General features: G+C 45.3%; 10 protein-coding genes and 1 pseudogene. 8 read left to right on the top strand and 3 right to left on the bottom strand.

All coding sequences use genetic code 11. The annotated features are described in order from the left end of the window. The first annotated feature begins 8 nt into the window (after nucleotides 1–8). From MTF70_RS04645 to MTF70_RS04635, 3 genes are read left to right on the top strand one after another with little or no spacing between them, the layout of a single operon-like run. The gene (locus MTF70_RS04645) at nucleotides 9–2261 is read left to right on the top strand and encodes a proprotein convertase P-domain-containing protein (RefSeq protein WP_025768556.1); all 2253 of its coding nucleotides are present in this window, start codon (nucleotides 9–11) and stop codon (nucleotides 2259–2261) included. A gap of 25 nt (nucleotides 2262–2286) precedes the next feature. Next, nucleotides 2287–3720: a DUF1566 domain-containing protein gene (locus MTF70_RS04640; RefSeq protein WP_205461263.1), complete on the top strand. Its 1434-nt coding sequence runs from the start codon at nucleotides 2287–2289 to the stop codon at nucleotides 3718–3720. Between the two features lies 1 nt (nucleotide 3721). Beyond that, on the top strand, nucleotides 3722–4294 hold the full coding sequence (locus MTF70_RS04635) for a DUF1566 domain-containing protein (protein ID WP_017820503.1): 573 nt from the start codon (nucleotides 3722–3724) through the stop codon (nucleotides 4292–4294). 101 nt (nucleotides 4295–4395) lie between these two features. On the opposite strand, the gene MTF70_RS04630 is transcribed toward MTF70_RS04635, so the two are convergent. Then, nucleotides 4396–6039, bottom strand: a complete 1644-nt coding sequence (locus MTF70_RS04630) for a methyl-accepting chemotaxis protein (protein ID WP_017635422.1) — start codon at nucleotides 6037–6039, stop codon at nucleotides 4396–4398. Between the two features lie 330 nt (nucleotides 6040–6369). Here MTF70_RS04630 and MTF70_RS04625 point away from each other — a divergent pair, with 330 nt between their 5' ends. The 5 genes from MTF70_RS04625 to MTF70_RS04605 all read left to right on the top strand — a co-directional run bounded on the left by MTF70_RS04625 (nucleotide 6370) and on the right by MTF70_RS04605 (nucleotide 12372). Further along, nucleotides 6370–7191, top strand: coding sequence for a phosphate ABC transporter substrate-binding protein (locus MTF70_RS04625; protein ID WP_005375153.1), 822 nt, complete (start codon nucleotides 6370–6372; stop codon nucleotides 7189–7191). Between the two features lie 100 nt (nucleotides 7192–7291). Continuing rightward, nucleotides 7292–8224, top strand: a complete 933-nt coding sequence (gene pstC, locus MTF70_RS04620; RefSeq protein ID WP_005375154.1) for a phosphate ABC transporter permease subunit PstC — start codon at nucleotides 7292–7294, stop codon at nucleotides 8222–8224. A gap of 22 nt (nucleotides 8225–8246) precedes the next feature. Further along, nucleotides 8247–9110: a phosphate ABC transporter permease PstA gene (pstA, locus tag MTF70_RS04615; RefSeq protein ID WP_205461265.1), complete on the top strand. Its 864-nt coding sequence runs from the start codon at nucleotides 8247–8249 to the stop codon at nucleotides 9108–9110. A 60-nt stretch (nucleotides 9111–9170) separates the two neighbouring features. After that, nucleotides 9171–9920 (top strand): phosphate ABC transporter ATP-binding protein PstB, encoded by a 750-nt coding sequence (gene pstB, locus MTF70_RS04610; protein ID WP_005375156.1) that lies wholly within the window; start codon nucleotides 9171–9173, stop codon nucleotides 9918–9920. Nucleotides 9921–10248: 328 nt separating this feature from the next. Then, entirely contained in the window at nucleotides 10249–12372 is a 2124-nt protein-coding gene (locus MTF70_RS04605; protein WP_025768552.1) for a GGDEF domain-containing protein, read from the top strand. 129 nt (nucleotides 12373–12501) lie between these two features. Here MTF70_RS04605 and MTF70_RS04600 read toward each other — a convergent pair whose 3' ends face one another. Next, nucleotides 12502–14148, bottom strand: a complete 1647-nt coding sequence (locus MTF70_RS04600; RefSeq protein ID WP_025768551.1) for a BatD family protein — start codon at nucleotides 14146–14148, stop codon at nucleotides 12502–12504. 4 nt (nucleotides 14149–14152) lie between these two features. Next, nucleotides 14153–14542, bottom strand: a pseudogene (locus tag MTF70_RS04595) (hypothetical protein); the annotation flags it as partial.

Genomic DNA, 14542 nt, shown 5'->3' with positions numbered 1-14542 from the left:
ACGAAATCATGAAGCTAAAACCATTGGCGTTTTCACTGCTTATTGCTTGTACCCCTGCGGCACAGGCTGCAGAGTGGGATTATCCCTCAACGGATTCTGTGGTGACCAATGAAGCGCAAGCGAAAACTTATCTAGATAGCCACTACTCAGAAGCGGGCGAGTTTAAGTTCCGTTACAAAACCCAGTCTCAGCTTGGTGAGCATTACAATTTTGATGTTTGGGTAAACGGTGAATATCAAGCACAGCGCACCCTAGTAGTAACAACCGATAAAAATCATCACGTTGTGCGAGTGTTTAAGAGCCTTGAAGATACGATCATTCGCAACGGTAAACCAACGGTTGCAATGGAATTGGAATCGCCTCGCCAACTGCAAGCACAAGAGCCACCTGCTTTGAGCTCTGGAAGTCTGGTTAATGTTGAGGTTTCTTTATTCAACCCAGATCTTCGCACCATGCAACAGCAAGCGGCACCAGAATCGACGTGGTCAGCACTGTCTGATTACCCTCAGCCGATCGAGTACGTCACCAAGTCGATTGAGGTTTTACAGTCCGGCGGTAAGTTCTATTTGTCTAACCCAAGATTGAAGCAAGTGGATGCGACGGGCTTATTTGCAGCCCCAACACCTGGTGAAGCGCCTGTACTCGATACGTTGGACTTTCTCAGCGCAGAAGGGGTTCAAGCATTTGACAGTGTTGATGAGATGCAAAGCACCGAGTTTGGTGACAATGCGTTCCCACAGTTGATGGCTTTTTATCATCTTGATAGCTCGATCCAATATCTGACAAGCCTGCCTTACGACTTGTTTGACGAACCGCTTCGTTTTGACGCTCGCGGTTTATCAAAAGATAACTCTACTTACTATTACGGTCCGAAAGCACTCATGCTAGGTGTCGGTGGTGTTTCTCCGGATGCAGTCGATGCTGATGTCGTGATACACGAGCTTGGGCATGGCATTCATTACCAAATCGTACCGGATTGGGCGTACGGTCACACTGGTGCTATCGCAGAGGGTTTTGCTGATTACTGGGCGGGCAGCGCGAGCTACCGCATTCAATATTTGGATGCTTCGCGTCGTGGTCAAGAATTCGAGTTAGATACGGTGTTCAACTGGGACGGTGTGTTCGGAACACGCAAAACAACTCGTAGCTTATGGAACCAAAGAGCACGTTACTTCGAGAGCTCAGAGTACCCAGCGCACGTCAGTGTGGGCGGTGAACTAGGTGACGAGCTATGGTCAACGCCGCTGTTTCAAGCGCTTAAAGCATCGGTTGAACGATACGGTGATGATACCGATAGGGTGTTCCGCGAGTTTGACGCCATTGTTCTTGAAGGCATGTACGGCATTGGTCGTGGCGTGAAAATGCATGATCTGGCGGAGTCGACCGTGTTTGCCGCAAACACCTTGTTCCCAAATAAAGACTACGCCCAATTCCTGACGGACAGCTTCAACAGACACAACTTACTTAAAGCGCCTCTTCGTGTTCGCTATGACGCTCGATACATCGCACAAGGTCAAGACGTTGGTTTGAGCCTGAGCCAAACTGGCCGTGAAGCGAGCATCAAAGGGCAATGGAAGCTAAACAACGCATCTGTTTTCGACTTTGATGAAACGCTTTCTGACTTGACCTCAATGAAGGTGGCGTTACCAAGCGGTCTAACATGTGGCACGCAATTCGATTCCTCTATTTCATTGGATTATCAATTTGCTGAAGGCCTAAAGACTCACCAGTGGAGTGAAAAGGTGGTGCTGGTTAATGGTACGCCAGAGCTCGATATCCAGCCTCAACCAGTGAACTCCGCTTTGCCGGAACAGGGCGACAGACTGTTCTCTCAGACGCTATCGGACAAGTCACGCACGATTGATGATTCGTTTGCGGTTTACCTGAACATCGAACATGACTCACTGCAAGATCTGCAAGTGACGCTAGTGTCTCCACAAGGCAAATCGGTCGTGCTACTTAGCCATCAATCAAGCAATACCAAAGGATTTAAAGGTTACTTCACCGCTCAGTATGACGAGGAGTTACAAGCACTTGTCGGTCAACCGAGTTGGGGTACTTGGCGTCTCGAAGTGTCTGACCGCGTGTCAGGGAACTCTGGGGTGTTGAAAGAGTGGGGTGTGAGTCACTTTGCTCAGTATCAGTGTAGTGCTGATACCACTAAAGAAAGCAGTGGCGGTGGTTCAGGTGGCAGTGGTTCGCCTTGGACCTTGTTAGGACTTTTCCTGCTTTCAATGGTGAGAGTGATTCGCTCTCGTTAATTAAAATCAAAAGAAGATAAAATCTATGAAGTTTCAATATTCTTTCGTTGCTATGTCACTAGCCCTTGCTGGCTGTGGCGGAGGTTCTGGTGGTGACACGTCGGCACCGACCTATGATGTAGCTGGCACCATCGTTTCTGCAGGTACACTTCTTGATACGCCAGTATGTATCGATTTAAACCAAAACTACGTTTGTGATTCCACTGAACCGAGTGCTAAAACGGATAATGCCGGTAAATTTAGCCTGACTTCAAGCGACAAAAACGTACTAACCAGCACCATTCTTGCTCAAGTTGATCAAGGTTCAAACCAAACGTTGCGTCTTGCGGCTCCGGGTCAAAATTTAGCAACGGGTAACACGGTCAATGGTGTAACAACGTTGCTCGCGGGTCTTGTAATTGACGGTAAAACCGTTGCTCAAGCTGAAGAGATTGTGAAAGCGCAACTCGCCGATGCCGGCGTTTCTCTTTCTGGTACGGTGATGTCTAACGCAGAAGCTAGCGAGCTAGACAAGCTAGAGCAAAACACGGTTGTGCTATTAGCTGCGATGCAGCCACAACAAATGACCCAAGGCGTAGCGCTGCTTGCTCAAAGCCTTAGCTTCCAGGGTAAATCATTGGCCTCTGATCTTCTGTCTGAAGCGGAAGTAAGTGCATTTGCTGAAGAAATTGTAGCGGTTGCTGAACAAACGGTTGGTAGTAACGATACGGGCGCCGTTCTTTATTTTGCTGAAGGAGCAGCAGACGTAGCAGAGGTTCAAGCGTCTTACCCTGGTCAAGATGCGGAATACGGCTTCGACAAAGAGGACAAGCAAACGTCGACAGGCGCTGGCTTTAAGTTCGTTAAGCTAGATTCACAAGGTGCAGCTTTAGCTGCAGATGCGACTGAGTGGGCTTGTACTATGGACGAACGTACTGGTCTTGTTTGGGAAAACAAGAGTGCGGATGCGAGCTCGGTTCAATTTAAAGATCGCCTATTTGCGTTTGAGTCTGAAACATTTAAGCCGTATTACGAAGATCTTGAAGTCGTTGGTTGTGTGGATGCTGCTGATGGCATCTGTTCAACAAGCCAATATGTTGAACATATAAACAAGCAATCACTATGTGGCATTAGTGACTGGCGCCTACCAACATACCAAGAGTTCTACGATGTTCTAGACTTAGGTGAGACAGAGAAAGACGCCGACGGCAATGTCTATGGTATGACGACAGCTTACTTCCCTCAACAGGGTAAAGGCAGCCCAGACGTTAATTCAGGTGCTATTTGGCTAAGTGATTTCACATTTAATAATTACTCTCCTGCTAACTACGAAGGTGCACTTCAATTTGCAGTGATTGCAGCGAAGGGCGCTGACCGTGGCCACGTAAGCTTTGTTGAAATTTATTCTGACAAAGTAGAGCGTGACACAGGCACGTCATTCCAATTCCCAATCCGTCTAGTAGCAGTAAAGGGCCAATAAGATGAAGAAATTAATAACTGTACTATCTCTTGCTTTGGCTTCTCAAACTGTAATGGCTGCACAAGAGTGTTCTACTGACTTTGCTAAAACGGCACCTAACACGCGTTATACATATTCTGAGAGCGGTACCGTAACTGACCTGAAAACAGGTCTAACATGGATGCGTTGTCCTGTTGGTTCAACGTGGAATACGGCAAACGAAGCTTGTGATGGCGCTGCGACTAAGATGTCATGGCAGTTAGCGCTATCAACCGCTGAGCAAATCCGCAATGAATCAGGTAATCATGCTTTATATGACTTCGCTGGCAAAAAGAATTGGCGCATACCAAACATTAAGGAGTTAGTCGCGTTGACAGAACGTGCTTGCCATAGCCCTGCGATGAACGGCACTGCATTCGCAAGTGGCTACACGCTAGAGGTGGGTGACTATGCTGGTTACATCTGGAGTAACACACCAAACGGTGATGGCTCAAACGTTATGGTGTTTGATTCATTTAATGGTGAGGTTTACAACTGGAACCCACTAGAGTCAACGAACATTTCCTCTGTTCTGCTGGTTACTGACGAGGAGTAATCACCCCGTTGGATTTTCACGAATCCAGATGTTATTAAGCTCCGCCAGTGCGGAGCTTTTTCTTTTCTAACCTTTGGAACTTATCGTGTTGAGCAGAGAATTTAAACTTGGAACTGCTTAAGCTGATGTTTTTGGTTTTCTGCTAAGCCAGAAAGCTCTTGAGCGGCAGCAGCGGATTGCGTAATGCCAGTGACGTTCTGGCTCACTAGTTCATAGATGTTCGTTAAGTTGTTGTTGATATCAGCCGTGACCTGCTTCTGCTCTTCTGATGCGGTCGCAACTTGAGTGTTGATTGAGTTCAGATCGGCGATAGCATTACTGATATTAGCAAGTGATTGGCTAACTTCTTGTGTCAGAGCTTGGTTGTCTGACAACATGGCTAAGCTGAAATGCATACTTTCATTTGCGTGACCAGATTGTTGCTGTAGCTCTTCTATAATGGTTTGGATCTCTTTGGTGGACTCCTGAGTTCGCGCTGCCAGCATACGTACTTCATCGGCCACTACCGCAAAGCCTCTGCCACTTTCGCCCGCTCGTGCAGCTTCAATCGCTGCATTCAGTGCAAGTAGATTCGTTTGCTCAGAAATACCTTCAATCACTTCGATCACGCGACCAATGTGTTCTGATTGATCTTTTAGCGAAGTTACGACGGCAGCGGCTTCGTTAAGTTGTTCCGCCATCTTTTCACTTGCGCGAGTGCTTTCCCCAAACATGCTTATACTTTGTGAGGTTAACGTACGTGCTTGATTTGATGCACTATCGGCTTCTTGTGCATTGGTCGATACTTCAGCTGCGGTCGACTCTAGCTGATTGATCGCCGAGGCTACTTGCTCAACTTCTTGCTTTTCTTGATCCGAGTTGACGCTGCTTTGAGTCATAACAGTTGCTAACTCGGTTGATGCTGATGCCACATCTTCACTAATGCGAACCAATGCGCTTACAGTTTCACGCAGTTTTTCTATGGTCTGGTTTACATCTCGAGCCAGCTGAGACACTTCGTTTTTCCCGATGGCTTCGGCCTTAACTAGTAGGTTTCCCTTCGCGACTTCCTGCATCGTTACTTGAAGGTTACGAATCGGCGCAACGATGTAGCTGGCGAGTACCCAACTAATAAGTGAAGCGGCACTCAAGATCACCGCAAGCGAGACGGCGCTGTAAGTTAGCGTGGTTGAATGTTGTTCGCCATTCGTTTCGACTTCATCGGTGACGATTTGATTCAATTGTTTAGATAGTTTGTCGATGGCGTTGATCATCGCTTCGCCAGCTAATCGATACTCAGCCATTGTAGATTCGTACTTTTGATTGAAATCAGAGGTGGTGTAATCAGAAGAGTGTTTAGTGGTGAGCAGAGGTGTCATGGTAACGCGAGTGAAATCAACATAGTGATTCATGGCCTTACGCATAGCATTGACTTCATTTTGAACGCCAGGGAGATTGTCGATGGAGTTAAGAAAATCGCGATTTTTGTTTTGTCGCTCAGAAAGCTCTTGGTTGAGAGACTGAACATCTTCGGCTCTAAATAGACTATAAATGGCTTTGATGCGCATGGCGTAAGTGTTGTCTACGATGCCGCTAAGTTCCTCTTTGTGAATGATTAGCTTATGGGTGGAAGCCGAAACCTTATTGAATGCTTGATCGAGTTTACCGATTCCGACACTTAGTCCAATGATGAGTAATATAACTGTGAATAGAACAGGCAGAAAAACCTGAAGTTTAATAGAAAGCGTACTAAGAAATTGACGCATGAGATTGACCCTCTATAGGTTTGATTATTATCTTTTTTATAAATAAGCATTTCGATTTTAATTGTTACATTCGCTAAATCAATGAGTTACTCATATCTAATTGTTATGAAATGTACCAAAATCGATGGGGTTATCATCTTGAACATGAGGCAACTTATAAAAACGTTACGTTCAAATTGAGAGAGGGATAAGTCGCGGAATTAATAGTTAGAAATGACAACGTGTCATAGAGGGTTCAACTAAGTGAAACACAACTGTCATATTCAAATTCTAAAGTGAGCACCGTTCAAGTGAAACACAACGGCAATAAAGCCACTTAAGGAAATTGTGATGAAAAAGACAGTAATCGGTGCAATCGCACTTCTAGGCGCAATGGCAGTGACTCCTGTTTCTGCTAAAGAAACTATCTCTGCAGTGGGTTCTAGCAGCGTAACTCCACTGATGGAAGTTTTCTCTGAAACGTACATGAAGAAGAACCCTAACGTATTTATCGAAGTTCAAGGTCCTGGTTCTTCAGCTGGTGTAAAAGCAGCGAAAAATGGTTCAGCAGACCTTGGTATGTCTTCTCGTAATCTAAAAGACTCTGAAAAAGAATCAACACTAATCGAAGAAGTGGTTGCTCGTGATGGTATCGCAGTGGTTGTTAACCCACAAAACAAACTGCCAGGTCTAACAGCTGAGCAAGTGACTGCAATCTACAAAGGCGAAGTATCAAACTGGAAAGAAGTCGGTGGTGCAGACAAGCCAATCGTAGCCATTACTCGTGACACAGCTTCTGGTACTCGTGGCGCATTTGAAGACATCATGTCTCTAAAAATGAAGATTTCTGGTAAGAAGGTATCAGCTATCTCTCAACGTGCTCAAGTTGCAAACGGTAACGGCGCACTGAAAACAATGGTTGCATCTAACCCATACGCAATCGGCTACATTTCTCTTGGTACTGTAGACAACACTGTTAATGCGCTAGCAATCGACGGCGTTGATGCAACGGTAGCTAACGTTAAAAACGGTTCTTACAAAGTAGCGCGTCCATTCCTTGTTCTTTACAAAGAAGGCAAGCCATCAACAGAAACGCAAAAATTCCTAGACTGGATGCTAACTGACGAAGCGCAAGCGCTAGTTGACCAAAAAGGTTACATCTCAGTTAACTAATCCCATCGGGACTCTAAAGTTTGCTCAGCCCAACGTTTCGGGCTGAGCCTTTTCTATCCATTGTGTTCAACGGCATTGCCCAGAACCGTGAGATTTTTAAATGACCATCGCAACAAATAGTGAAAAGCTTATGAATACTGACGCTAGAGCTATCAGCAAGTCAGGCCTACGCGAGAAGCGTCGTGTAGACTGGAAAGAGCGCATCTTCCACGGCTTGTTCCTAACGAGTGCCGTAATCGGCATTGTTTCATTGGCCGTTATTGCATACTTCATCGTTCGAGAGAGTATTCCGGCATTCCAAGAAGCAGGCGTATCGGGCATTGTCTTAGGACAAAACTGGTTACCACCTGCGCTTTACGGTGTCGCCACCATGATTGTGGCATCTATCGTATCGACGGCTGGTGCTGTCATTGTTGGGGTTCCAATTGGTGTTCTGACCGCCATTTTTATCGCTGAAATCGCACCAAAGCGATTAGCAGACATTATCCGTCCAGCGGTTGAGCTGCTAGCCGGTATTCCTTCAGTGGTCTACGGTTTCTTCGGTCTGGTTATTATCGTTCCATTGATTCAGAAGGTATTTGATGTACCTGCAGGTAACACTATCTTGGCCGGTATTATTGTTCTTGGTGTGATGATTCTACCAACAGTAATTACGGTATCTGAAACGTCTATCCGCGCTGTCCCTCGTACTTATAAAGAAGGTTCTTTGGCACTGGGCGCATCGAAAATCTACACCATCTTTAAATTGCTCGTTCCAGCGGCTCGCTCAGGCATCATGACAGGTGTGATTCTGGGTATCGGTCGTGCATTAGGTGAGACCATGGCGATCATTATGGTTATGGGTAACGCGCCGGCAATGCCAGAAGGCATCTTGGATTCGGCTCGTACACTAACTGCAAACATCGCTATTGAAATGTCTTACGCAAGTGGTGTTCACGCGAACGCACTTTACGCTACAGGTGTAGTACTTCTGGTCTTCATCATGTCGTTGAACGCTGTACTACTGTACCTAAACCGAGAAAAAGCGAAGTAATCGCTCGTTAAAGGTGACTATTATGGATCGCGCAAAACTAAAAAAAGCACGCCAGTTCAAAGATAATGTCTTTAACGCATTTGTCTGGTTCTCGGCAGCACTAACGGTAGGTTTCTTGTTCTGGATTATCTGGTACATCCTATCAAACGGTCTACAACACGTAGATTGGAACTTCATTACTGATAACTATACGCGCACAGGTGAAGAGCACGGTATCTTCCCAATGATTGTGGCGACCATTTACATGGTTATCGCTTCTATCGCAGTGGCAGCGCCACTCGGTATCATGACGGCAATCTACTTGACCGAATACGCGAAAGTGGGCAGTCGTTTGGTGAAAATCATCCGATTCTGTACCGAGTCATTGGCGGGTATCCCGTCGATCATTTTCGGCCTGTTTGGTATGACTTTCTTCGTGGCGATTCTTGGCCTTGGCTTCTCGATTCTGTCGGGTGCATTGACGCTAAGTATCCTAATCCTGCCAGTTATCATCCGTACAACGGAAGAAGCGCTGATGGCAGTACCACAAACGTACCGTGAAGGCTCTTATGGCCTCGGTGCTTCTAAGATTTACACTATCTGGCGTTTGATTCTTCCGAGCGCAATGCCAGGTATCTTAACCTCGGTCATTCTAAGTATTGGTCGTGTCATTGGTGAGTCTGCTCCAGTATTCCTGACAGCAGGTATGGTTGCACGTATTCCGGATTCTTTATTGGATTCAGGTCGTACGCTAACCGTTCACCTATACAAACTGACTACCGAACTGTTTACCGTTGAAGAATGGAATCAGGCTTACGGTACGGCAACAGTGCTTATCGTAGTTGTTCTCTTGATCAACATGGTAACGAAACTGATTGCTAGACGTTTTAACACCGCAACTTACTAACAACACTAATTAAGAACGCACGTTAAAAGACACGAATTCAAGAATTAAGAGATTAAGACAATGAACAAATTTGATATTGAAAACCTAGACCTATTCTACGGTGACAACCAAGCACTGAAATCGATCAACTTACCAATTCCAGTTCGCCAAGTGACGGCACTTATCGGCCCGTCAGGTTGCGGAAAATCAACGCTTCTACGCTGTTTGAACCGAATGAATGACCTAATCGAAGGCGTGAAAATTACAGGTAAATTGGCGATGGACGGCGAAGATATTTACGGCAACATTGATGTTGCTGACCTTCGCATCAAAGTCGGCATGGTATTCCAAAAGCCAAACCCATTCCCGATGAGCATTTACGAGAACGTGGCTTACGGCTTACGTGCTCAAGGTATCAAAGACAAAAAGACAATTGATGAAGTGGTAGAGCGTTCGCTGCGCGGTGCTGCACTTTGGGATGAGGTGAAAGATCGCCTTAAATCACACGCATTCGGTCTTTCTGGTGGTCAGCAGCAACGTTTATGTATTGCACGTACAATCGCGATGGAGCCTGATGTGATTCTGATGGATGAGCCAACGTCGGCACTTGACCCAATTGCGACACACAAAATCGAAGAGTTGATGGAAGAGCTAAAGAAGAACTACACCATCGTTATCGTGACTCACTCAATGCAACAGGCGCGTCGTATCTCTGACCGCACTGCGTTTTTTCTAATGGGTGAACTGGTTGAGCACAACGATACGCAAGTGATCTTTAGCAACCCTCAAGACGACCGTACTCAAGGCTACGTAAATGGTGATTTCGGTTAATCCACCGTATTTACAAGCATCACTAAATAACTATAAGCGATGGTAACTTTGCCCCTCTTGATGAGGGGCCTTTTTCTTTTTAAGTCGTGGGCTTATAACGCCTACCAACACAAAAAATCTTGTAAATAAGCATAACTTTCCTCCCCAGTTTATAAAGTATGTAACTTATGTGAAACATGGCTTTAAAAGTGCTGAAGAGCTCTCGAATGTAACACTAAATCTGATAATTTTGCGAATGACTTAACAGCTCAAATTTGAACGTATTGATTGCATATCATGGCCTAAGTAGTTTTTTATCGAGGATAAAAAAGTAGATTAGGTTGGTAGGGTGAGTTTAAGAAGTTTTACAAGAAAAGTGTCTTCAACGAGGGACCATCGGTTGCTAGCGGAGGCAATCTTTGATCATTTAGAGAGTCTGTTCTCCCCTCAAGCCCTCGCTATTTTTGAAGATCCTTCAATTAACCCTCGTCATTCGATGAGCTTCTCTCGCGGAGAGCTTTACCCAACCCAAAACTATCCTGAGACATTCTGGGAGTGGGCAAGTCAGTTTGATACCTCTGAAAGCATCATACCTCTGGCGATCAACACTTGTAACTGGAATCACACCCGAGATTTAGGCGGTGATAGTTACATCATGATGCTCGACAACACGCCTATCAAACGTACCTACTTACTGATTCAATCTGTACATGCTCGCACAGCACATAATATCTATGAAGAAAGTTACGACGCAATGCAGCTCGCAGCGGCGCGTTGGCAATGTATTCGTGCCGAAAAAAATGCCTCGAAAGAGATCAGGCACAGAGATATTCGTGAAGCGCAATATGTTGATGAGATTAGCCAACGCGAGCGCTTTATCGAAAATATGAAGTTAGTTCAGCAAGTTGCACTCGAAATCTCTAATCCTGATTCTTTAAAGGACTTGTACTACAAAGCCGTCGAAGCGTTACGTGAACGACTTGGGTTTGATCGCTCTACACTGATGCTTCTCGATATGAAAAAGCGCAGCTTCAGTGGTACATACGGCACGGATGAGTCAGGAATTACGATTGATGAATTTCACACACAATACGATTTACATCAACTTAGCGAGGAGTATATCACCGCGTTATCTAGCCTTGAGAGCAACTTAGTGATTGTAGAAGACGCGCCAATATACACAGCAGGCAAGGTCATCGGGCAGGGCTGGAATGCGATGTTGATTTTACGCGATGGCAATGAACCGTTTGGGTGGTTCGCGCTAGATAACTTTATTCATCGTAAGCCGATAACGGCATATCAAAAACAGATGTTGGACTCGTTTGGTTCACTCTTCTCTCAAATTTACATTCGTAAGCGCCAAGAACAAAACGTACGCATGTTGCATTCAAGCATGGTTGAGTTATCACGTTGCACTACTGTCAGTGGAGTATGCAAATCGGCCGTCACTTTCGCCATTAAAAATCTTGGTATTGATCGAATGGCGGTGTTTTTAACTGATGAAAATTGCTCTTACATGCAAGGAACGTGGGGTACCGATATTCAAGGTAACGTGGTGGATGAATCTTACTTCTTTGGCGAAACCCAAGATTTCTCTCTTATAAATCTGGCTCGCTCAATGCCAAACGAAGTCGCATTTGAAGAATCAGTGCCTATTTATCATGACTGTAATATTGTTGGCTTTGGTTGGGCTGCGATGACGGTATTGACTTCAAATAGCAGTGGTCCTATCGCCTTTATCGCTGTTGATAATTTGCTGACACGTGCGCCGTTAACTTCTCAGTTACGTGAAGTGATTCGTATGTTCGCGTCCAGCTTAGCTGAAGTATTGCAACGTACTCAAGCTCAAGAGGCGATTCGCGAATTAAACGAAAACTTAGAGCTGGAGGTTCAGAACCGAACAAAAGAGTTGGAGGAAGCCAATCGACAGCTTGAGGTACTTTCTAAGCTCGATCCTTTGACGCGTCTTGGTAATCGCCGCATGTTAGAACATGTGATGCAAAAATATTGTGCCCTAGAGTGTGAAGACGACATGTCGTTTGGCCTGATCCTGATTGATATTGACCATTTTGGCTTATTCAATAATCACTATGGTCATCTCGAAGGCGATATCGCATTGATGCGAATTGGCTATATCTTGGATCATCATACCAAAGGTGAAGATGAAGTTTTTTGCCGTATCGGAGGTGAAGAGTTTGCATTGCTCATGATTGGTTCTGAGCAAGAGGAGGTTCGACTGAGAGCAGAGTGCATTCGTCAGTGCATCGAGGGCGAGGGGATAAAGCATCGACATAACCCAGAAGGGGAGTTACTTACCGTTTCAGTCGGTTACTCCTGTTATAAAGCGAAAGGTAAAGACTTTAATTTCGACCATTTATATCAGTTGTCGGATAAGGCACTCTATCAAGCGAAGAATCATGGGCGAAATTGTGTAAGGCGATACGAATACGAGCCCCAAGTGTTTGTTGAGTGAGTGATGTTCATAAGAGCAACTTGATAGGGAAGGGGGCGGCGGTTGGTGCTCTAGATAAAACCGCTAAAGCAAATTTGACCGCATAAGAGAATGGGCAGCTCATGAGAGCTGCCATTGTTATCTAGTTATTTATAGCTTTTCGAGTTGGTGGTCGGTTTTCGTTACGTTTGCTTTGCCAAGGTTTTGAATTTTCGCTAGCAGCGAATCAGGGCTCCAAGGTTGTTGGTTAGCACTAAAATACGCTTGATTCATGGCATTAAGCTCTTGCTTAATTGCTTGTACGTCACCAGGGTTTAACCTGTCTTGATGAGTGGTTAAATACTCATTTACAGAGCGTTCAATTTTCGCAGCATCGCCCTCTTCGATGACTTTTTTTAGCGCGTCGATGCAAAGTGGTTGTTCAGTATTTGAAACCGTTCCACTCGCTGTTATTGACCGCTTTTTCCATGCCCAAGTAGCGATTCCCAATGTCATTATCCAAAGCCCTAGGAAAACAAAGGTTAATGTTCGCCAGAGACTGTTTACATCGCCGCTTGATTCAGGACTAGGGGCTGACACTAAAGGCGCTGAAAGAGGCGATTCCGGCAACGTGATTAGCCCAGTGTCATTTTTCTCTACGTCTAATGTTAGCTCTGGTAACGTTGTTTTCTTCGCTTCATCATTTTGACTGTCCCACCAGTTCAAGTCGTATCCTGGTAAGGTATATTTCCCGGCCTCTGTAGGAATAATGACTTGCTTCACCGTCATGGTAACGGTGCCATCTCTCGCGCTATCGAACTTAGGTTGTTCGGGATACACGCGCAGTGAACTCGGGTAACTAATATTGACTCGTGGCAGATATTCGGCTTGTGTACCGCGAGCCTTAACTTGAATGGTTCGAGTGAGTGAAGAGCCTTGTTTTACTGTGTTGATCGCGTTAGTCGACAATAGATTACCTTGATCGTCTTGCCAGCTCTGTGTCATTTCTAACGCTGAAGCAGGAAGCCATTCACCTTTAAATTCGCTCGGAATCGGTTTGACCGTGATTGGCATGCGTTCCGCTTTGGTGTTGATAGGCATTATTTTGGTTGAGCCCGTCAAGCTGTCGCCATAAATATAAGAACCGGTCAGTTTAGGACCTATCAAGGTATAAGTGCCTGGTTGATTGGCCGTTAAGCGAAACGACTGCTCTATGACCGCTACTTCTAACCCATTTAAGATCTTCTGTCTTTGTTGTAAGCCACCCAGTGCCTCAAGCTTCATGCCTTCAATCTGTGGAGGTACTATTTGCGGGTTATCTAGGCGTCGAGTGTCCGCTTTAATTAGAAGTTGTATACGTAATGTTGCAGATTGCTGAGGGTAGAGCGTACTGTTGTCGACCGTAATATTGAAGCTAAATAGATCATCAAGATTGGGGTCTGTTTGGCTCGCGTTGACACGTAGTTTGATCGGCTCCGTTTTCATGCCATCAGCGGAAAAACTTGGAATAGTCAGAACACCTTCTTTCATTGGTGCAATTGAGATACTCCATTCGGTACGCACTGATTTTCTTCCGTTAATGTTATTGCTAGAGCGGCCATAACGAGGTTGACCCAAGAAGAAGTCTTTCTCTAGAACACTGAAGTCGATTGAGTCTGAGCTGAGCTCAGTATCTGAAATGATTCTGAGGTTAATCACTTCATTCTTGGCTACTTGTGTTTTATTCACACTAGCTTGAAGTGTCTGTGCCATCACCGAGAAACTGGATATTAGGCTGGCCACAAAAATAAAGACCAGTTTTACGCCTTTGTTCATCACAGGCTTACCACTCCTTTTGAGATTGTTGTGGAGGTTGTTTTTGTTGCGCTTGAAGTTGCATTTGCGCACGGATCAAAAAGCTTGGGTCGCGAGCACTTTCTACTGCTTCTAGTCGACGGAACTCAGGATCATCCTGATGCATTTTTTCGGGATGCGCTTTAGCCTGTATTGGTTCACCTTGATCCTTCACTTGCTTGTCATCTCGTTGCGGTTGATGTTGTTCCGTTTTTTGTTTTTCTTTTTTATTTTCAGAATCTTGCTGATTTTGTGACTGTTGTCCTTGCGCTTCTTTCCCTTCGTTTTGAGACTTTTGTTGCTGTTGCTGTTGCTGTTGCTGTTGCTGTTGCTGTTGCTGTTGCTGTTGCTGTTGCTGTTGCTGTTGCTGTTGCTGTTG

The organism is Vibrio sp. 2CM40D (assembly GCF_023161825.1).
GTDB lineage: Bacteria > Pseudomonadota > Gammaproteobacteria > Enterobacterales > Vibrionaceae > Vibrio > Vibrio alginolyticus.
This window is presented reverse-complemented; position numbering and strand designations above follow the sequence as displayed.

Coding starts and splice junctions, on each gene's coding strand:
- pstC (WP_005375154.1), top strand. CDS start 7,292: ATGACCATCGCAACAAATAGTGAAAAGCTTATGAATACTGACGCTAGA.
- MTF70_RS04625 (WP_005375153.1), top strand. CDS start 6,370: ATGAAAAAGACAGTAATCGGTGCAATCGCACTTCTAGGCGCAATGGCA.
- pstA (WP_205461265.1), top strand. CDS start 8,247: ATGGATCGCGCAAAACTAAAAAAAGCACGCCAGTTCAAAGATAATGTC.
- pstB (WP_005375156.1), top strand. CDS start 9,171: ATGAACAAATTTGATATTGAAAACCTAGACCTATTCTACGGTGACAAC.
- MTF70_RS04635 (WP_017820503.1), top strand. CDS start 3,722: ATGAAGAAATTAATAACTGTACTATCTCTTGCTTTGGCTTCTCAAACT.
- MTF70_RS04630 (WP_017635422.1), bottom strand. CDS start 6,039: ATGCGTCAATTTCTTAGTACGCTTTCTATTAAACTTCAGGTTTTTCTG.
- MTF70_RS04645 (WP_025768556.1), top strand. CDS start 9: ATGAAGCTAAAACCATTGGCGTTTTCACTGCTTATTGCTTGTACCCCT.
- MTF70_RS04640 (WP_205461263.1), top strand. CDS start 2,287: ATGAAGTTTCAATATTCTTTCGTTGCTATGTCACTAGCCCTTGCTGGC.